The sequence below is a fragment of the Variovorax sp. 38R genome (assembly GCF_014843395.1).
GTDB classification, from domain to species: domain Bacteria; phylum Pseudomonadota; class Gammaproteobacteria; order Burkholderiales; family Burkholderiaceae_C; genus Variovorax; species Variovorax paradoxus_H.
On sequence record NZ_CP062121.1, the window covers coordinates 6,079,267 to 6,097,552 of the forward strand.

Here is an 18,286-nt window from a genome sequence, read left to right on the forward strand (position 1 = left end):
CCTGCGATAGGTTGACACCTACGAGGGACACATAGCCGGCGTGCTGAAGCCGGCAATAGACGCCCGATGAACCTCATCGGGCGTTTTCAATTCTAGGGACAGGTGCGGTCTCTCCTGGTTGTAGATCTGCACCGACTGGCGAACCATCCGGGCGGCCTGCGCCAGGTCGGCGGGCCGATGCAGCAGGAACTCTATCTTCAGGATTCCGTTGATGCGCTCGGCCAGCGCGTTCTGATAGCAGTCGTAGCCATCGGTCATCGAGCAAGCGATGCCATGGCGCCGGTGGATCTCCTGGTAGTCGTTCGAGCAGTACTGGATGCCTCTGTCCGAGTGATGCACCAGCATTTGCCGCGTCTGGCGTCCCTTGAGCGCCTGCTTCAGTGCCTGGCTGACTTGTTGGGTGTGCAAGCTGTCGTGCACGTGATGGCCCACGATCTTGCGCGACCACGCGTCAGTCACCAGGCTGAGATAGACGAACCCTTGGTCGGTCGGCAAGTAGGTGATGTCGGCCACCCACACCTGCTCGCAGGCAGTCGCTCGCACCTGATGCGGCCCCTCTTTGAGCAGGTTGGGATGGCGTCGGAAGCGGTGATGGCTGTCGGTGGTCTTGTGGTACGCCCGCCTGGGTACCACCAGCAGGCGAGCCTGGCGCAGCACGTCCAGCAGCGCATCGCGCCCCAGACCCGCGCCGGCCTGCTGCAGCGGCTGCTTGAGCAGATGGTGCAACTTACGCGCGCCCAACCGGGGCTGGCGCAGGCGCACCTCTCGAACGAGCTCGATCACGGTGTCAGCGCGTGCACAGCGCTGCTGCTGATGCTGCAACTGCTGGTAGTAGGCCTGGCGGCTGACGCCCCAATGGCGGCAAGCCCTCGCCACGCTCAGCCCTGGGAGGAGCTTTTGCGAGAGGACTTGCCCGAAGGCTTTTTTACGATGCGCACCCCATAGTCCTTCTTCAGGACGTTGATCACCGCTTCGAACAGCTGAGCCTTCTCGTTGGCATCGCGAAGCTGGACTTCGAGGGCCTTGATCTTCTGCTCGGGAGTCAGCGGTGCGGGTGCAAGGGAGGGTTTCTTGGTCGGTACTGGCATGGGCAGCCCAGATGATGCCCAACCCCAGCTCTGGCGGCCATGCTTGCGCAGCCACACCAGCACCGTCGAGCGGCCCTGGATGCCGTAGCGCGCCTGAGCCTGCTTGTACGTGAGCTCGCCTTTTTCTACCTGATCGACCACCGACAGCTTAAAAGCCAGCGTGTAGTCCCGCTGCGTGCGTTTGATGCCTAATTCCATTGACTTGCCTTTTCTTGAGGGAAAAGGTGTCAACCCAGATCAGGACGGGTCAGAAGCAATGAAAAAGCCCGGCACTGCCGGGCTTTTTCTTGGAGCGTGGCGGTCGGATCAGCCGACGTGCTTGGCAAAGAACGCCAGCACGCGTTCACGCGCCGGCTTTGCCGCTTCGGCGTTGTACGAGCCGCGCTGGTCGCAGTTGAAACCGTGGTCGGCTTCGTAGACATGCACTTCCACCTCGGGGTGCGCCTTCTTGAAGGCCTCGATGGTGTCCAGCGGAATCCAGTGGTCGCGGTTGCCGAATTGCGCGAGCACCGGCACCTTCGGCTGGCGCGCGCTTTCTTCGGGCGTCGTCATGCCACCGCCGTAGTACGGCGCGGCAGCGGCCAGGCCCGGCAGCAGGGCCGCTGCGCGCCAGACCAGCAGGCCGCCCCAGCAGTAGCCGACGATGCCGACCTTGCCCGCCTTCGAGGCGTAGGCAATTGCGGCTTCGAGGTCCTGCAGCACGCCGGGCGCGGGCAGCGCCTCGACCGCCGTCTTGTAGCCGAAACCGGTCTTCATGTCGTCGTCGCTGTAGCCCAGCTCAACGCCGGGCTTGACGCGGTGGAAGGTCGACGGCGCCACGGCCAGGTAGCCGTCGGCCGCATAACCGTCGGCCACCGAGCGGATGTGCGAGTTCACGCCGAAGATTTCCGGCACCACCACCACGGCACCGCGCGGCGTGCCCGCGGGCTCGGCCACGTAGGCGGGAAAAGTGAAGCCATCCTTGGCGGTGAGATCGATGAATTGGCCCATGGGGTCCTCCTGAAAACGATGGAATGAAAAAACGGGTGGGCTTGCGCGCGTTGTTACGCGCGCAACGCCCGCTCGACGAAATCGAGGCGGTCCTGGCCCCAGAAGATCTCGCCGTCGATCACGTAGCTCGGCGCACCGAACACCTGGATGTCGATCGCTTCCTGCGTGTAAGCCTCGTAACGCTCCTGCACCGCCTGGCTCTGCGATTGCTCGGCGCGCTTGGCCGGCAGGCCGCACTCCGCGACCAGGGCTTCGAGCAGGTTCGGGTCGCCGATGTTTCGCTCCTGCACCCACACGGCCGCGAACACCGCCGCGCTGATGCGCATCGCGGCCTCGGTGCCATCGTGCATGTCGACCGCGATGATCAGCCGCGCCGCGTCGTCGCCGGCCACCGGGAAGAACTTCGGCTTCGGGTTCAGCGGCAGGCCCAGGTGCTGGGAGAAGCGCGCCAGCTCGAGCAGCCGGTAGGCCTGGCGCTGCGGCGCGCGCTTGCCCAGCGGCAGCCCGCCCGACACGGGGAACACGCTGCCCATGTCGATGGGTCGCACGCGCACCGTGGCGCCGGCGGCCGCTGCGATGGCGGCAAAGCGGGTATGCCCCAGATAGGTCCACGGGCTCTGTGGCGCAAAGTAATAGTCGATCGTCTTGTGCATTCAATAACCTCCGTGCTTCGCACCGCGGTGCGAGCTGGCTTGGGGCGGCGCGGCGCTCACGCTCATGCGCTGGCCCTCGATGATGTAATCCAAGCGAACGGTTTTAACTGACACACAGTTTCTCTGCAGGAGGTGGGATTTGGACCAGGTGCTCTTGATCACCGGCGGTGGGCGCGGCATTGGCGCCGCCACGGCCTTGCTCGCCGCGAAGCGCGGCTACGCCGTGGCCGTGAACTACGCCAGCAACTCGCTGGCCGCCGACGAGGTGGTGCGCACCATCCGCGCGGGCGGCGGCACCGCCATGGCGGTGCAGGCCGACGTGGGCGACGAGGCCCAGGTGCTCGCGATGTTCGCGAAGATCGACGCCAAGCTCGGCCGCCTCACCGCGCTCGTGAACAACGCCGGCGTGGTCGACGTGCAGGCGCGCGTCGACGAGATGAGCGTGGCGCGGCTGGAGCGCATGTTCCGCGTCAACGTGATCGGCAGTTTCGTCTGCGCGCGCGAAGCCGTGAAGCGCATGAGCACCAAGTACGGCGGCGCGGGCGGCGCCATCGTCAACATCTCCAGCGGCGCCGCGCGCATCGGCTCGCCCGGCCAGTACGTCGACTACGCGGCCAGCAAGGCCGCGATCGACACCTTCACCATCGGCCTGGCCAAGGAAGTGGCCGACGAAGGCATCCGCGTGAACGCGGTGCGCCCCGGCGTGATCGACACCGAGATCCACGCCTCCGGAGGCCAGCCTGGCCGCGCCGCCGAGATGGGCCCCGGCGTGCCGATGAAGCGCAGCGGCACCGCCGAAGAAATTGCCGGTGCCGTCCTGTGGCTGCTCTCGCCCGAGGCCAGCTACACCACCATGGCCCTGCTCGACGTGACCGGGGGACGCTGAGCCATGAGCACTTCCATGGACCTCATCAAGCCGCTGGTCACGCTGGTGGCCATCGTCAACCCGCTGGCCATCGTGCCCTTCTTCATCCACTACACGCAGGACTACTCCGACGCCCAGCGCAAGCGCACGGTGCGCATGTCGGCCTTCAGTGCCTTCGTAGTCATTGCCGTCAGCGCGCTCATCGGGCTGCAGCTGCTGTCCTTCTTCGGCATCTCGATTGCGAGCTTCCAGGTCGGCGGCGGGCTGCTGCTGCTCATGAGCTCGATCTCGATGCTCAACGCGCAACCGGCCGAGAGCAAGACCAACGTCGATGAGTTGCGCGCCACCGAAGTGAAGGCGTCGATGGGCGCTTCCATCGCGGTGGTGCCGCTCACCATCCCGCTGCTCACCGGCCCGGCCGCGATTTCCACCGTGGTGATCTACGCCGACAAGACGCAGCACCTGTGGGAGCTGGGGCTGCTGGTCGGCTACGGCGTGGTGGTGGCGCTGGCGACCGCGCTGGCGTTTTCGCTCGCGCAGCCGATCGCGCGGGTGCTCGGCAAGACCGGCATCAACATCATGACGCGGCTGATGGGCCTGATCCTCGCGGCGCTCGCGGTCGAGGTGATGGCCGACGGGCTCGGCAAGCTGTTCCCGATCCTGTCGAAAGTCGCCTGAGCAGGTTCAGGCCAGCATCTTTTCGATGACCTTCCAGTGCGCCGGCTCCACCGGCGTGATCGACAGCCGGTTGCCCTTGCGCAGCACGACCAGGTCGGCCAGCTCGGGCTTGGCGCGCAGCTCGGGCAGCGACAGCAGCCGCGTCTTGCGCAGCGCCTGCACGTCGACCAGCAGCCAGCGCGGATCTTCCGGCTTCGCACCGGCGTCGTAGTACGGCGACGTGGGGTCGAACTGCGTCGGATCGGGTTGGATGCCCGAGGCCACGCGCGCGATGCCGGCAATGCCGGGCTCGGGGCAGCTCGAGTGATAGAACAGCACGCCATCACCGACCAACATGGCGTCGCGCATGAAGTTGCGTGCCTGGTAGTTGCGCACGCCGGTCCACGCCACGGTGGCACCGGGCGCGGCGAGGGCATCGTCGATCGAGACCTCGTCGGGCTCGGATTTCATCAACCAGTACTGGGGCATGGCGGCAGTCTCGCGAAGGGGATTTCGCGGAATATAGCCGCTCGCCCCGGCACGGTGCCGGAGCGGCGCTGGCTTACGGTGTCACGTAGTCAGATACCACCACCCACTTGCCGTCCTTGATCTGCGACAGCCGCGACTGGTCATTGCCCAGGCGCTTGGTGGCGGTGTAGGTGCTCTTCGGGCTGCCGAACATGTCGGGCTCGAAGGTGATGCCGTCCATCGCCTTGATGAAGCTGTCGGTCGTCAGGTTCGGGCCGGCCTTGGTCGCGGCCTTGATGAACGAATCGATGATCACGTAGCCGTACACCGAGAACACGGTCGGGTCTTCGTTGAACTTGGTCTTGTACTTGTTGGCCCAGAAGCGCAGCGGCTGCGACTGCTCGTCGGTGTAGGGGTTCTGCACCGTCATGGTGGCGTACACGCCGTCCATGGCCTTGCCGCCGAGCTTGTGGATCAGGTCGGTGTAGGCCGCGCTCGAACCCAGGAAGGTCGGGTTGAAGCCGGTCTTGCGGGACTCGCCCACGGTGCCGATGGTCTCGCGGATGATGGTGCCGAGCACCACGAGGTCGCAGTTGGCGGCCTTCATCTTCGCGACCTGCGAGCTGAAGTCGGTGGCGCCGCGCTTGAACGAGGTCTTCTCGGCCAGCTCCATGCCCGAGGCCTTCAGGCCGGCCTCGGCGCCGCGCTGCACCTCGAGGCCGAACTCGTCGTCCTGGTAGATCGTGCAGACCTTCTTGGCGCCCTTGTCCTTGATCATCTTGGGCAGCGCCAGGCGGATCTGGTCGTAGTAGGTGGCCGCGAACGAGTACTTCAGCCGGTTCAGCGGCTCGTACATCTCGCGCGCCGCCGTGATGGGCATGTAGTTGACGACGTTCTTGTCGAACTGCACCGGCATCGCCGCCATGTTCTGCGCCGTGCCGATGTGGCCGGCCATGATGAAGATCTTTTCCTGGTTGACCAGCTTCTGCGCTGCCAGCACGGCCTTCTTCGGGTCGTAGCCCGAGTCTTCGACGAAGAGCTTGAGCTTGCGGCCGTTCAGCGTGCCCTGCTCGTTGAGCTCGTCCACGCGCAGCTGCATGCCGTTGCGCGCCTGCTTGCCGAAACCCGCCAGCGGACCCGACAGGTCCTGGATGGTGCCGATGCGGATCTCGTCCTTCGTCACGCCCTGCTGCGCCGACGCGAGCGTCGCGATCAGGCCCAGCACAGCCAGCGTCGTCAATGTCTTGAGCTTCGTCATAGCGTTGTCTCCTCGGGTTGGCAAAAAAGAGGTCAGCGGTACATGGCGTCGATGCGCTGCGCGTACTTGGTCTGCACCAGCTTGCGCTTGAGCTTCATCGTCGGCGTGAGCTCCTCGTCCTCGGCGCTCAGTTGCGTCTCGAGCAGGAAGAACTTCTTGATCTGCTCGACGCGCGCGAACTTGGCGTTGACGCGATCGATCTCGCCCTGGATCAGGTCCTGCACTTCCTGCGTGCGCGTCAGGCTCTCGTAGTTGCTGAACGGCACGTCGTGGTCCTGCGCAAACTTTTCGACGTTCTCCTGGTCGATCATGACGATCACCGTGAGGTAGGGTCTCTTGTCGCCGATCACCACGGCATCGGTGATGTAGAGGCTGAACTTGAGTTCGTTCTCCAGCTCGCTCGGGGTCACGTTCTTGCCGCCTGCCGTGATGATGATGTCTTTCATCCGGTCGGTGATACGGAAATACCCGTCCTCGTCCATCACGCCCACGTCGCCCGTGTGCAGCCAGCCGTCGGCGTCGATGGTTTCGGCGGTCTTCTCCGGCAGATTCAAATAGCCCATGAAGACGTTGGGGCCGCGCACCAGGATCTCGCTGGTGGCCGGATCGATGCGCACCTCGTTGTAGCCGGTGGCCGGGCCGATGGAGCCGGGCTTGATGCGGGTGACGGGCACGGCGGTGGAAGCGCCGCACGACTCCGTCATGCCCCACACCTCGAGCATGGGCACGCCCAGCGCGAGGTACCACTTGACCAGCTCGGGTGAAATGGGCGCCGCGCCGGTCACGAGAAAGCGCGCGCGGTGAATGCCGATGAGCTTGCGCGCGTTGTCCAGCGCCAGCAGCCGCGCCAGCCGGAACTTGAGGCGCAGCCCCGTGCCGATCTCTTGGCCCGCGAGCACCTTGTTGGCGATGGTTTCGCCCACGCCGATGCTCCACTTGTAGGCCGCCTGCTGCAGCGGGCTGGCCTCTTTCAGCGCGATCATCACGCCCGAATAAAACTTCTCCCACACGCGCGGCACGCCCGTGAACACCGTCGGCGCGATCTCGCGCACGTTCTCGGGCACCGTCTCGGGGTTCTCGACGAAGTTGAGGATCGAGCCGGTGTACATCGCGAAGTACTCGCCGCCCATGCGCTCGGCGATGTGGCACAGCGGCAGGAAGCACATGCGCTCGTCTTTCTCGTCCTGTGCGATGAGCGTGTTGTAGCCGCGCGCGGTGTACACCAGCCCCGCGTGGCTGTGCATGGCGCCCTTGGGCTTGCCGGTGGTGCCCGAGGTATAGACCAGGATGGCCAGGTCTTCGGGCCGGCAGGCGGCCACGCTGCGCTCCACTGCCTGCGGGTCGCCCGCCAGGTGCGTGCGGCCGAGGGCGCGCAGCGCATCCAAACTCATCACCGCCGGGTCGTCGAGCTCGCGCAGGCCTTCCATGTCGAACACGACCACGCGGCGCAGGCCGGGCAGGCGGGTGCGCACCTCGAGCGCCTTGTCGAGCTGCTCGTCGTCTTCCACGAAGAGCACGGTGGTGCGCGAGTCTTCGCACAGGTACTCGACTTGCGAGGCGGCGTCGGTCGGGTAGATGCCGTTGGAGACACCACCGCAGCTCAGCACGGCCAGGTCGGCCAGCACCCACTCGATGACGGTGTTCGAAAGAATGGACGCGCACTCGCCGCGCGTGAAGCCGATGGCCTGCAGGCCGGCCGCGATCTCGCGCACGGCCTCGGCGGTCTGGCGCCAGCTCCAGGCGCGCCAGATGCCCAGCTCCTTCTGCCGCATCCAGATGTTGTCGCCGCGCTGGCGCACGGCGTTCCAGAACATGGCCGAGAGCGTGTCGCCGGGCACGAGGATGTCGTGGCCGGGTTCGATGGTTCGAAGATCCCAGAGTCCTTGCATGGCGACGGCTACCTCCAGGTCTTCTTCTTTTTCCAGCGCCGCTCGCCGCGCACGCCGTCGTCCTTGACACCGAGGTAGAACTCCTTGATGTCGTCCTTCTCGCGCAGGCGTTCGCACGAGTCTTCCATCACGATGCGTCCGTTCTCCAGCACATAGCCGTGATCGGCCGCGTTGAGCGCCATGTTGGCGTTCTGCTCCACCAGCAGGATGGTGGTGCCGCGCTCGCGGTTGATGCGCACCACGATCTCGAAGATTTCCTTCGTGAGCTTGGGGCTCAGGCCGAGGCTGGGTTCATCGAGCAGGATGAGGTGCGGCGCCGCCATGATGGCGCGCGAGATGGCCAGCATCTGCTGCTGCCCGCCCGAGAGCAGGCCGGCGTCCTGCGTGGCACGCTCACGCAGGATCGGGAAGTAGGTGAAGACCGTCTCGATGTCCCGCGCCACGCCATCGCGGTCCTTGCGCGTGTAGGCGCCCATCAGCAGGTTGTCCTTCACCGAGAGCAGCGGGAACACCTCGCGCCCTTCGGGCACGTGGCTCAGCCCCTGCTGCACGATGAAGGCCGGGTCTTTCGCCGTGATGTCGTGGCCTTGGAACTCGATGCTGCCCTTGCGCGGATCGATGATCCCGGAGATGGTCTTGAGGATCGTCGTCTTGCCCGCGCCGTTGGAGCCCAGCACCGTCGCAATCTCGCCCTTGCGCACCTTCAGGCTCACGCCGCGGATGGCCTTGATCGGGCCGTAGGCGCTTTCCACGTTGAGCAGTTGAAGCACGACGTCGCTCATGCCGCTGCTCCCTGATTCAAGGCGGAACATGCAGAGCCATCACGCCACCACGAAGCCCGGTGTGCGGTGCGGCGTGGGCGCCCCCTCTGTGCCGCCGAGGCGCACAGCGTTTCGCGGATCAGGGCTCGCAGCTGTTTGAGCGAAGCGAGTTCTGCGAGACCCCGCGAAACGCGAGCACCGCAGGGGAGCCGCGAAGCGGCCGGCACAGTGGGGGCGACCGCGCCGTGCCGCGCACCGGGCGCCTCCAAAGGGGTAGCGAACAAAGCGCTCATGCCACAACCCTCCGAAGGCTGCTCACGTCATCCACAGTCCCAAGATAGGCCTCGATGACACGCGAATCAGCCTGCACCTCCCGAGGAGACCCCGTAGCCAGCACCTCCCCCTGGTTCATCGCCAACACGCGATCCGACACCTTGGAAACGAGCGACATGTCGTGCTCGACCATCAGCACCGACACACCCAGCTCATGCTGGATGTCCTGAATCCAGAAGGCCATGTCCGCCGTCTCTTCGACATTGAGCCCCGAAGAAGGCTCGTCGAGCAGCAGCAGCTTGGGCTCGGTGCACAGCGCGCGCGCCAGCTCCACCACCTTGCGCACGCCATAGGGCAACCCCGCCACCATCGAGTCGCGGTAGTGCTGCAGGTCGAGCAGGTCGATCACCTGCTCCGCCTTCTCGCGCGCCGCGATCTCGGCGCGGCGCGTGGCCGGCGTGAAGAACACTTCGCTCCAGAAGCCCGTCTGCCGGTGCGTGTGGCGCCCGATCAGCAGGTTGTGCAGCACGGTCGCATGCTCGAACAGCTCGATGTTCTGGAACGTGCGCGCAATGCCCAGCGCAGCAATGGCGTGCGGTGCCTGCTGCGTGAGCGCGATCGGCCCACCCGCCTCGCCATGCCAGGTGATCTCGCCGGTGGTCGGCGTGTAGATGCGGCTGATGAGGTTGAACACCGTCGTCTTGCCGGCGCCGTTCGGGCCGATGAGCGTGAACACCTCGCCGCGCCGCACGTCGAAGCTCACCTTGTTGACCGCGAGCACGCCGCCGAAGCGCACGCTCAGGTCCTTGGCCGACAGAAGAATGTCGTTGCTCATCTCAGTCGGTCCGATTTGGTGAACGACTTCTGCCGCTTGAACAAACCCTTGCGGTAGAACGGGAAGAGCTGCAGCCAGGTGCGGATCTTGAGCCAACGCCCATAAAGGCCGAGCGGCTCGAACAGCACGAAGGCGATCAGCACCAGGCCATACACCAGCCCCTGCAGGCCGGGTGCCTGGCCGACGACCGCCGGCAGCCAATCCTTGCCCATCGAGATCAACTGCGGCATCGCGATGAGGAAGATCGCGCCGAGGAATGCGCCGTGCACCGAGCCCAGCCCGCCGATCACCACCATCAGCAGCAGGTCGATCGACTGCAGGATGTTGAACTGGTCCGGCGAGATGAAGCTCAGCTTGTGCGCGTACAGCGCGCCGCCGAGCCCCGCGAGCGCGGCCGAGATCGCGAACGACATCGTCTTGTAGCGCGCCAGGTGGATGCCCATGCTCTGCGCCGAAATCTCCGAATCGCGGATCGCCACGAAGGCGCGCCCGGTCGGCGAACGCAGCAGGTTCAGGATGCCCAGCGTGGAGATCACCGCGACCACCAGGCACAGAAAGTAGAAGCCTTCGCCCGAGCCCAGCGACCAGCCGAAGAGCTGCGGCGCCTTCACGTGCAGGCCCGCATTGCCGCCCGTCACGCTTTCCCAGCGCGCGAACACTTCCTCGACGATGAAGCCGAACGACAGCGTCGCGATGCCCAGGTAGATGCCCTTCACGCGCAGCGCCGGCAATGCCACCACCACGCCCACCGCCGCCGACAGCGCGGCCGACGCAAGCAGCGCAAGCGGGAACGGCACGCCCATGTTGGTCAGCACGCCCTGCGTGTACGCGCCCGTTCCGAGAAACGCCGCATGCCCGATGGAGAACTGCCCCGTGAAGCCCGCCAGCAGCATCAACCCCAGGCCGACGATGCCGTAGATGAGCACGAAGGTCAGCTGCGCGAGCCAGTACTCGTCGATGACCCACGGCGCGACGAGCAGGAAGGCCACGAGCAGGCTGTACCAGAGCACATGGCCGCCGTGCCGCGCAAGGCGGATGTCCTGGTCGTAGCTGGTTTTGAAGATGAAGCGCATGGGATGTTCAGACCTTCTTGCGCAGCTTTTCGCCGAACAGACCGTTGGGCTTGATCGTGAGCATCAACAGCACCACGATGTACGGCGCCGTGTCCTTGAAACCGTCGGGCAGGTAGAAACCCGCGAACGACTCGACGATGCCGATCACCAGCCCGCCGACGATCGCGCCCGGCAGGCTGCCGAAGCCGCCCACCACCGCCGCCGGAAAAGCCTTGAGCCCGATGAAGCCCATGTTGGCGTGCACGAAGGTGATGGGCGCGAGCAGCAGGCCGGCAATGGCCGCCACGGCCGCGGCGAGCCCCCACACCAGCCCGTTGAGCCGCTTCACCGGAATGCCCATGTAGTAGGCCGCGAGCTGGTTCTGCGACGAGGCCTGCATCGCGATGCCCAGCTTGCTGTAGCGAAACATCGCGAACAGCAGCCCGCACAGGATCGCGGTGGCAATGATGATCACGAGCTGCTCGAGGTTCACCACCAGCTCGCCGAGCTTCCAGATCTGGTCCTTGTAGGGCACGGCCAGCGTGTGGGTGTCGGTGCCGATGCCCGGCACCATGGTGATGAGGCCGCGCGCCACATACGCGATGCCGATGGTCAGCATCACGATGGAGAACTGCGGCTGCCCGAGGATCGGGCGGATCACCACCAGTTCGAGCAGCACGCCGAAGGCCGCCATGGCCACCACGGCCAGCAGCGCCGCGAGCCAGAACGGCATGCCGAACAGCGACATGCCCGCGAAGGCGCCGAACGCGCCGAGCATCATCAGGTCGCCCTGCGCGAAGCTCACCGTTTCGGTGGCCTTGTAGATCAGCACGAAGCCGAGCGCGATGAGGCCGTAGATGCAGCCTTGTGCGATGCCCGACAGCAAGAGTTGGAGGATCTGCATGCGTTGCCGTCCCGCGCGCCGTTACTGCCGGAACCCGCCGGCCGCGTCGTGCAGCGCGAGGCGGCGCGAGCCCGCCACGATGTCGCTGGGCTTGAGCCCGTAGACCTGGCGGATCGAATGGCTGAAATGCGTGGAGTCGGGGTAGCCGGTGTCCAGCGCGATGTCGGTGAGCGTGCCGCTCTGGTGCACGTAGCGCAGCAGGCTGCGCGCGCGCTTCCAGGCGCGGAAGCCGCGAAAGGGCATGCCGGTCTCCTGCTTGAACAGATGCAGGAAGCGCGAAAACGACAGGTGCACCGAGGCCGCGCAGTCTTCCGCCGAGGCGGGCGCGGCCGGGTCGGCCACGAGCATGTCGACCACCTTGCGGATGCGCGCGTCGAGCGGGCGAGGCGCGAGCGGGCCGTCGAAGAACAGCGCGTCGAAATCGAAACCGTCGAAGTCGATGCCGCGCGCCGAGGCGGCCAGCAGATGGGCATGGGCCTCGCGCATGCGCTGCACGAAGGCCGGCGCATCGACCGGGCCGCAGTGCTGCAGGAAGGCCGGCATGCGCGCGGGATCGACCGACTCCGATTCGATCAGCAGGTTGAAGATCAGCGGACACGCGCTCTCGACCTGGTGCGGCACGTGCGGCGGCACCACGATGAACTCGCCGCTCTGCCAGGCACCACCGCCGATGCGGATGCGGTTGGGCGGCGCACCGGCGGGCGACACGTACACGCCGTGCCCGCCCATCGCGCGCTCGGCCGCAGCGCCGAGCAGGCCGGCGTAGAAGACGCGCTGCGGCGTGAGCCACATGAGGCGTTCGCCCTGCCGTGCATCGCCGCCCGAAGGCGTCGACGTCCTGGTTCGCTGCATGGTGTCTGTCTCCTGCATCGGTCGACGACGTCCGACCGGGGGGTGGCGTCGTGTTCGCTGGATCGTAGCGGCGAGGGCCCTGAGCGCGGCATCCATTTGCGCGGGGACTTTCCCTAGGCCGACGCGAACGCGCGGCGCAGTTCAGCGGCGCACAACGCGACCGCCGTGTGGGCCTCGTCGAGCACCTTGCCCATGGTGATGAAGCCATGGATCTGGCGCTCGAAGCACACGTAGTTCGCGCGGTTGCCGGCGGCCGTGAGCGCCTCGGCATACGCCGCGCCTTCGTCGCGCAGCGGGTCGTAGCCAGCCGTGAGCACGAGCGCGGGCGGCAGGCCCGCCAGGTCGGTGTGCAGCAGCGGCGAAGCGCGCCAGTCGAGGTCGTGCGCCACGTCGGTGATGTAGTGGTCGTGGAAGTAGCTCATCGTGTCGCGCGTGAGCAGGTAGCCCTGCCCGTTCGCCTGGTGCGACGGATGGCCGCGGCGCATGTCGGTGGCCGGGTAGATGAGCAGTTGGAACACGATCGGCAGGTCGCCCGCATCGCGCGCCGCGATCGACGCCACGGCCGCGAGGTTGCCGCCTGCACTGTCGCCGCCCACCGCGAGGCGGCTCGCATCGAGCCCCAGCGCAGCGGCTTCGCGGCGCACCCAGCGCGTGGCGGCGAGCACGTCGTCCACGGCGCTGGGAAAGCGGTGCTCCGGGCCCATGCGGTAGTCGACCGCGACCACCGCGCAGCCCGCGCCGTTGGCCAGCTCACGGCACAGCACGTCGTGCGTGTCGAGGTCGCCGATGACCCAGCCGCCGCCGTGGTAGTACACGAGCACGGGCAGCGGACCCGCGTCTGCATCTGCGCCGAGTGGCTTGTACAGCCGCACCGGAATGGTGCCGTGCGGCCCGTCGGCGGCGAGGTCGCGCACTTCGGCAACCTCCGCCGGCAGCGGCTGCGTGGCCGTGCGGCGCTCGCGATAAAAGGCCCGCGCATCGGCGGGCGACAGGGTGTGGGTCGGCGGAATGCCGCGCGCTTCGATGAAATCCAGCAAGGCGCGCGCCTGGGGATGCAGCATGGTGTCTCCGGTGAATCGAACGGAGCGCTCAGTGTGGAGGGCGGGGCACATGCGCGGTATCCGCATGCACCCGCACCCGACCGGCGTCCTGGCGACAAGACCCGCACCATGCCCGCACCGCTGCGGGGTCGCTTGCGAAAACTGGCTACCGGGGCCCGGCTCGCGGGTTCACCCGGAGGGTTCGGTCGCTCAGGCCGTGCGCGGCTTCACGCGCGAGGCGGCTTCCTTGGCGAGCTTGCGCGCCGTGTCGGTGTCGGCCGCGTGCACCAGCGCCACGCCCATGCGGCGCTTGACGAAGCTCTCGGGCTTGCCGAACAGGCGGATGTCGCTGCCGGGCACCTGCAGCGCCTCGGCCACGCCGTCGAAGGCGATGCCGGTGGCGTCGACGCCACCGTAGATCACGGCGCTGGCGCCCGGGCTCTTCAGCGAGGTGTCGACCGGCAGGCCGAGGATGGCGCGCGCATGCAGCTCGAACTCGTTCTGCCACTGCGTGGCCATGGTCACCATGCCGGTGTCGTGCGGGCGCGGGCTGACTTCGCTGAACCAGACCTCGTCGCCCTTCACGAACAGCTCCACGCCGAACAGGCCCTGGCCGCCGAGGTCGGCCGTGACGGCCTGCGCGATCTGCTGTGCCTTCTGCAATGCGGCCGGCGCCATGGGATGCGGCTGCCAGCTTTCGACGTAGTCGCCGCTGACCTGCACATGGCCGATGGGGTCGCAGAACTTCGTTTCGACGGCGCCCGCCGCGTCCTTGGCGCGCACGGTGAGCAGCGTGATCTCGTAGTCGAAGTCGATGAAGCCTTCGACGATCACGCGGCCGTGGCTCACGCGGCCGCCGGCCATGGCGTAGTCCCAAGCCTTCTGCACGTCGGCGGGGCCGTCGATCTTGCTCTGGCCTTTGCCGGAGCTGCTCATCACGGGCTTGACGATGCAAGGGTAGCCGATGCCCGCATCGATGGCGGCCTGCAGCTCGGCCAGCGAGTCGCAGAACTTGTAGGGGCTGGTCGGCACGCCCAGCGTCTCGGCGGCCAGGCGACGGATGCCTTCGCGGTCCATCGTGAGGCGGGCGGCACGGGCCGTGGGAATCACGCGCACCACGCCCGCGTCTTCCAGCGCCTGGAGCGTCTGTGTGGCGATGGCCTCGATCTCGGGCACGACGAGCGTGGGCTTCTCGGCCTCGATCAGCGCTTTCAGCTGTTCAGGGTCGCTCATGGTGATGGTGCGGGCATGGTGCGCCACCTGCTGGCCGGGGGCGTTCTCGTAGCGGTCGACCGCGATGGTCTCGACGCCCAGGCGCTGCAGGGCAATCAGCACCTCCTTGCCGAGCTCGCCGGAGCCGAGCAGCATCACGCGGGTGGCAGAAGGGGACAGGGGGGTGCCGAGGGTGGTCATGCGAGGGCTCGAAAAAATAGGGTTGAAAACAATCGCAGCACTGTAAGCCACCCCGAGGCGGTGTCGCCCACGGGAACGGCGGGCCCACCGGGCTGCTTCACAATTGCCGCCATTGCGCGACGGCGGCCCCGCGCCCGCCCTCGCCTCCCCCTTTCTTTTTTGTTTCAAGGAGCATTTTTCATGACGATTCAAACTGTGGGCATCATCGGCGCCGGCACCATGGGCAACGGCATCGCCCAGGCCTGCGCGGTGTCGGGTGTCAACGTGGTGATGATCGACGTGGCCCAGGCCGCCGTCGACAAGGGCATCGCCACCATCTCGGGCAGCCTCGACCGCCTGATCAAGAAGGAAAAGCTCACGGCCGAGCAGAAAGCCTCCGCGCTGGCACTGGTGAAGGGCTCGACCGACTACAACGACCTGAAGGGCGCGCAGCTCGTCATCGAGGCCGCCACCGAGAACCACGCGCTCAAGCTCAAGATCCTCAAGCAGGTGGACGATCTGGTCGGCCCCGAGGTGATCATTGCGTCGAACACCTCGTCGATCTCGATCACGCAGCTGGCCGCCGCCACCTCGCGCGCCGACCGCTTCATCGGCATGCACTTCTTCAACCCGGTGCCGATGATGGCGCTGGTGGAGCTGATCCGCGGCTACCTCACGAGCGACGCCACGCACGACGCGGTGAAGGCGCTGGCCGAGAAGCTGGGCAAGTCGCCCATCACGGTGAAGAACGCGCCGGGCTTCGTGGTCAACCGCATCCTGGTGCCGATGATCAACGAGGCCTTCTTCGTGCTCGCCGAAGGCCTGGCCACGGCCGAGGACATCGACGCCGGCATGAAGCTGGGCTGCAACCAGCCCATCGGCCCGCTGGCACTGGCCGACATGATCGGCCTGGACGTGTGCCTGGCCGTGATGGAGGTGTACCTCGAGCAGTTCGGCGACTCCAAGTACCGCCCCTGCCCGCTGCTGAAGGAAATGGTCGCCGCCGGCCAGCTCGGCCGCAAGACGGGCCGCGGCGTCTACACCTACTGATCCGCAGCGCCACGACGACCACAACAACAAGGAGACAAGACCGATGACTGCGACCCCCACCACCCCGCCCGCCGAAGGCTGCATCGACACGCAGGTGCTCGACCATGTGCTGCTGATCGGCATCAACCGCCCTGCCAAACGCAACGGCTGGACGCCGCCGATGTTCAAGCAGCTGGCCGAGGCCTACACGCGGCTGGACGACGACCCGAGCCTGCACGTGGGCGTGCTGCATGCCTTCGGCGACCACTTCACGGCGGGCCTGGACCTGCCGGCGGTCACCGAGTACATGAAGCGTGGCGAGAAGGCGATTCCGGCCGGGCTGGTGGAGCCGCACGACTTCGGCCTGGAGGGCTACCGCCGCCGCACCAAGCCGATGGTCGCGGCCGTCAAGGGCATCTGTTTCACGGTGGGCATCGAGCTGATGCTGGGCGCCGACATCGTGGTGGCGGCCGACAACTGCCGCTTCTCGCAGATGGAAGTGCAGCGCGGCATCATGGCCACGGGCGGCGCCACGCTGCGCATGGCCGAGCGCGCGGGCCTGGGCAACGCGATGCTGCACCTGCTCACGGCCGACGAGTTCGACAGCGCCGAGGCCTATCGGCTGAACTTCGTGCAGAAGGTGGTGCCGGCCGGGCAGGAGCTCGACGCGGCGCTGCAGATCGCGCAGCGCATCGCGGCCCAGGCGCCGCTGGCCGTGCAGGCCACGCGGCTCAACGTGCTCAAGGCGATCGAACACGGGCCGCTGGCGGCCGTGGCGGAATTCATCGAGACGCAGAAGCGCCTGTCGAACAGCGAGGACGCGGCCGAGGGCGTGCGCTCGTTCATCGAGCGCCGGCCTGCGCGGTTCAGCGGCCGCTGAAACCGTCGTTGATTGCCGTTCCGTTTCTGTCGTCCACTGGAGCCCGTTGCATGCCTTCTTCTTTGTCGTCGTTCTTCTTTCAACGCACGGCGCTGGCCGCCGCCTTCACCCTTCTTGCCGTGAACACCAGCCTCGCCCAGACCCCGACACCGCCCGCGCTGCCCGATCCCGCCGCCACCTCGGTCGAGGCGATGGGCTGGATGCAGGGCTTTCCGCCGCCGCCCGACAAGCAGCTCACCTTCGACAACCCGGCCGGCGGCGTGTACCCGCGCATCCGCTGGACCTTCTCGCATGTGCGCGAGACGGTGCCCACGGCCAACGTGTGGCGCGGCCCCGGTGCCGCCAGCCCGCTGCCGGCGGCCACGCCACGCTTCGACATCGAGGCCGTGCGCTTCCAGCCCATGGGCGGCGGCGAGACGCAGACCTTCGGCCAGATGGTCACGCGCACCTACACCGACGGCATCCTGGTGCTGCACCGCGGCCAGGTGGTCTACGAGAAGTACTTCGGCGCGCTCACGCCCGAGCGGCCGCACCTGGCGATGTCGGTCACCAAGTCGTTCGTGGGCACGCTGGCGGCCATCCTCGCGCAGGAAGGCACGATCGACCCGTCGGCGCCGGTCACCAAGTACCTGCCCGAGCTCAAGGACACGGCCTACGGCGACGCCACGGTGCGCCAGGTGATGGACATGACCATCGGCGTGCGCTACTCCGAGAACTACGCCGACCCGAAGGCCGAGGTCTGGGACTATGCGCGCGCCGGCGGCATGCTGACGCAGGGCGCCAACTACACGGGCCCGAAGTCGTTCTACGAGTTCCTGGTCACGCTCAAGAAGGAAGGCACGCACGGCGACGCCTTTGCCTACAAGACAGTCAACGCCGAGGTGCTGGCGTGGATCGTGCGCCGCGCGTCCAACCGTTCGCTGGCCGACCTGCTGAGCGAAAAAATCTGGCGCCGCATCGGTGCTGAGCAAGATGCGTATTTCATGGTCGACCGCATCGGCACCGAGTCGGGCGGCGGCGGCCTGAACACCGTGCTGCGCGACATCGCACGCTTCGGCGAAACACTGCGCAACGGCGGGCGCGCCCCCAACGGGCAGCAGGCCATTGCGAAAGCGGTGGTCGACGACATCCAGCGCGGCGCCGACCCGGCCAAGTTCGCGAAGGCGGGCTACGCGCTGCTGCCAGGCTGGAGCTACCGGAACATGTGGTGGGTCTCGCACAACCCGCATGGCGCGTACATGGCGCGTGGCATCCACGGCCAGAGCATCTATGTCGATCCGAAGGCCGAGATGGTGATCGTGCGCTACGCGGCGCACCCGATCGCCGCGAACGGAGGCAACGACCCGCTGACCCTGCCCGCCTTCCAGGCCATGGGCGAGGCGTTGATGAAGCCCTGAGGC

The 18,286-nt window shown here is 66.9% G+C and carries 18 protein-coding genes; 5 read left to right on the forward strand and 13 right to left on the reverse strand.

What is annotated here, in order from left to right:
* Positions 1–18 precede the first annotated feature (18 nt).
* From IG196_RS28245 to IG196_RS28255, 3 genes are all read right to left on the reverse strand, one after another.
* A protein-coding gene (locus IG196_RS28245) for an IS3 family transposase (RefSeq protein ID WP_225616833.1) occupies positions 19–1,286 on the reverse strand; the annotation gives its coding sequence in 2 pieces (ribosomal slippage) (positions 19–927 and positions 930–1,286; 1,266 coding nt in all).
* A 108-nt stretch (positions 1,287–1,394) separates the two neighbouring features.
* The gene (locus IG196_RS28250) at positions 1,395–2,078 is read right to left on the reverse strand and encodes a dienelactone hydrolase family protein (RefSeq protein WP_070061880.1); all 684 of its coding nucleotides are present in this window, start codon (positions 2,076–2,078) and stop codon (positions 1,395–1,397) included.
* Positions 2,079–2,131: 53 nt separating this feature from the next.
* Positions 2,132–2,731, reverse strand: coding sequence for a 2-hydroxychromene-2-carboxylate isomerase (locus tag IG196_RS28255; RefSeq protein ID WP_099793545.1), 600 nt, complete (start codon positions 2,729–2,731; stop codon positions 2,132–2,134).
* A gap of 139 nt (positions 2,732–2,870) precedes the next feature.
* On the opposite strand from IG196_RS28255, the gene IG196_RS28260 reads away from it, so the two are divergent.
* Together IG196_RS28260 and IG196_RS28265 are read left to right on the forward strand one after the other, a co-directional pair.
* Positions 2,871–3,617: an SDR family oxidoreductase gene (locus IG196_RS28260; protein WP_192193930.1), complete on the forward strand. Its 747-nt coding sequence runs from the start codon at positions 2,871–2,873 to the stop codon at positions 3,615–3,617.
* Positions 3,618–3,620: 3 nt separating this feature from the next.
* Positions 3,621–4,274 (forward strand): MarC family protein, encoded by a 654-nt coding sequence (locus IG196_RS28265; RefSeq protein WP_099793548.1) that lies wholly within the window; start codon positions 3,621–3,623, stop codon positions 4,272–4,274.
* A gap of 6 nt (positions 4,275–4,280) precedes the next feature.
* On the opposite strand, the gene IG196_RS28270 is transcribed toward IG196_RS28265, so the two are convergent.
* The 10 genes from IG196_RS28270 to purT all read right to left on the reverse strand — a co-directional run bounded on the left by IG196_RS28270 (position 4,281) and on the right by purT (position 14,998).
* The gene (locus tag IG196_RS28270; RefSeq protein WP_192193931.1) at positions 4,281–4,742 is read right to left on the reverse strand and encodes an EVE domain-containing protein; all 462 of its coding nucleotides are present in this window, start codon (positions 4,740–4,742) and stop codon (positions 4,281–4,283) included.
* 73 nt (positions 4,743–4,815) lie between these two features.
* Positions 4,816–5,979, reverse strand: a complete 1,164-nt coding sequence (locus tag IG196_RS28275; RefSeq protein WP_099793552.1) for an ABC transporter substrate-binding protein — start codon at positions 5,977–5,979, stop codon at positions 4,816–4,818.
* Between the two features lie 32 nt (positions 5,980–6,011).
* Positions 6,012–7,868 (reverse strand): AMP-dependent synthetase/ligase, encoded by a 1,857-nt coding sequence (locus tag IG196_RS28280; protein ID WP_192193932.1) that lies wholly within the window; start codon positions 7,866–7,868, stop codon positions 6,012–6,014.
* Between the two features lie 8 nt (positions 7,869–7,876).
* Entirely contained in the window at positions 7,877–8,650 is a 774-nt protein-coding gene (locus IG196_RS28285; RefSeq protein ID WP_153281762.1) for an ABC transporter ATP-binding protein, read from the reverse strand.
* A gap of 268 nt (positions 8,651–8,918) precedes the next feature.
* A complete protein-coding gene (locus tag IG196_RS28290) occupies positions 8,919–9,737 on the reverse strand; it encodes an ABC transporter ATP-binding protein (protein ID WP_192193933.1) in 819 nt (272 codons plus the stop codon).
* Positions 9,734–10,810, reverse strand: a complete 1,077-nt coding sequence (locus tag IG196_RS28295; RefSeq protein WP_192193934.1) for a branched-chain amino acid ABC transporter permease — start codon at positions 10,808–10,810, stop codon at positions 9,734–9,736. The genes IG196_RS28290 and IG196_RS28295 overlap by 4 nt, the downstream gene beginning before the upstream one ends.
* A 7-nt stretch (positions 10,811–10,817) precedes the next feature.
* A complete protein-coding gene (locus tag IG196_RS28300; protein WP_099793559.1) occupies positions 10,818–11,693 on the reverse strand; it encodes a branched-chain amino acid ABC transporter permease in 876 nt (291 codons plus the stop codon).
* A gap of 21 nt (positions 11,694–11,714) precedes the next feature.
* Positions 11,715–12,545 (reverse strand): helix-turn-helix domain-containing protein, encoded by an 831-nt coding sequence (locus IG196_RS28305; RefSeq protein ID WP_099793561.1) that lies wholly within the window; start codon positions 12,543–12,545, stop codon positions 11,715–11,717.
* 113 nt (positions 12,546–12,658) lie between these two features.
* The gene (locus IG196_RS28310) at positions 12,659–13,606 is read right to left on the reverse strand and encodes an alpha/beta hydrolase (RefSeq protein WP_192193935.1); all 948 of its coding nucleotides are present in this window, start codon (positions 13,604–13,606) and stop codon (positions 12,659–12,661) included.
* A gap of 189 nt (positions 13,607–13,795) precedes the next feature.
* Complete coding sequence (gene purT / locus IG196_RS28315; RefSeq protein WP_099793564.1) at positions 13,796–14,998, reverse strand: formate-dependent phosphoribosylglycinamide formyltransferase; 1,203 nt, start codon at positions 14,996–14,998, stop codon at positions 13,796–13,798.
* Positions 14,999–15,178: 180 nt separating this feature from the next.
* Between purT and IG196_RS28320 the strand changes: the two genes are divergently transcribed.
* Genes IG196_RS28320 through IG196_RS28330 form a run of 3 tightly spaced genes read left to right on the forward strand, consistent with a single transcriptional unit; the run spans position 15,179 to position 18,283 of the window.
* Positions 15,179–16,027, forward strand: a complete 849-nt coding sequence (locus IG196_RS28320; RefSeq protein WP_192193936.1) for a 3-hydroxybutyryl-CoA dehydrogenase — start codon at positions 15,179–15,181, stop codon at positions 16,025–16,027.
* A gap of 43 nt (positions 16,028–16,070) precedes the next feature.
* Positions 16,071–16,886: a crotonase/enoyl-CoA hydratase family protein gene (locus IG196_RS28325; RefSeq protein ID WP_101491348.1), complete on the forward strand. Its 816-nt coding sequence runs from the start codon at positions 16,071–16,073 to the stop codon at positions 16,884–16,886.
* Between the two features lie 50 nt (positions 16,887–16,936).
* Positions 16,937–18,283 carry a serine hydrolase domain-containing protein gene (locus IG196_RS28330; RefSeq protein WP_192193937.1) on the forward strand — a complete coding sequence of 449 codons (1,347 nt, stop codon included), beginning with the start codon at positions 16,937–16,939 and terminating at the stop codon, positions 18,281–18,283.
* The last annotated feature ends 3 nt before the right edge of the window (positions 18,284–18,286 follow it).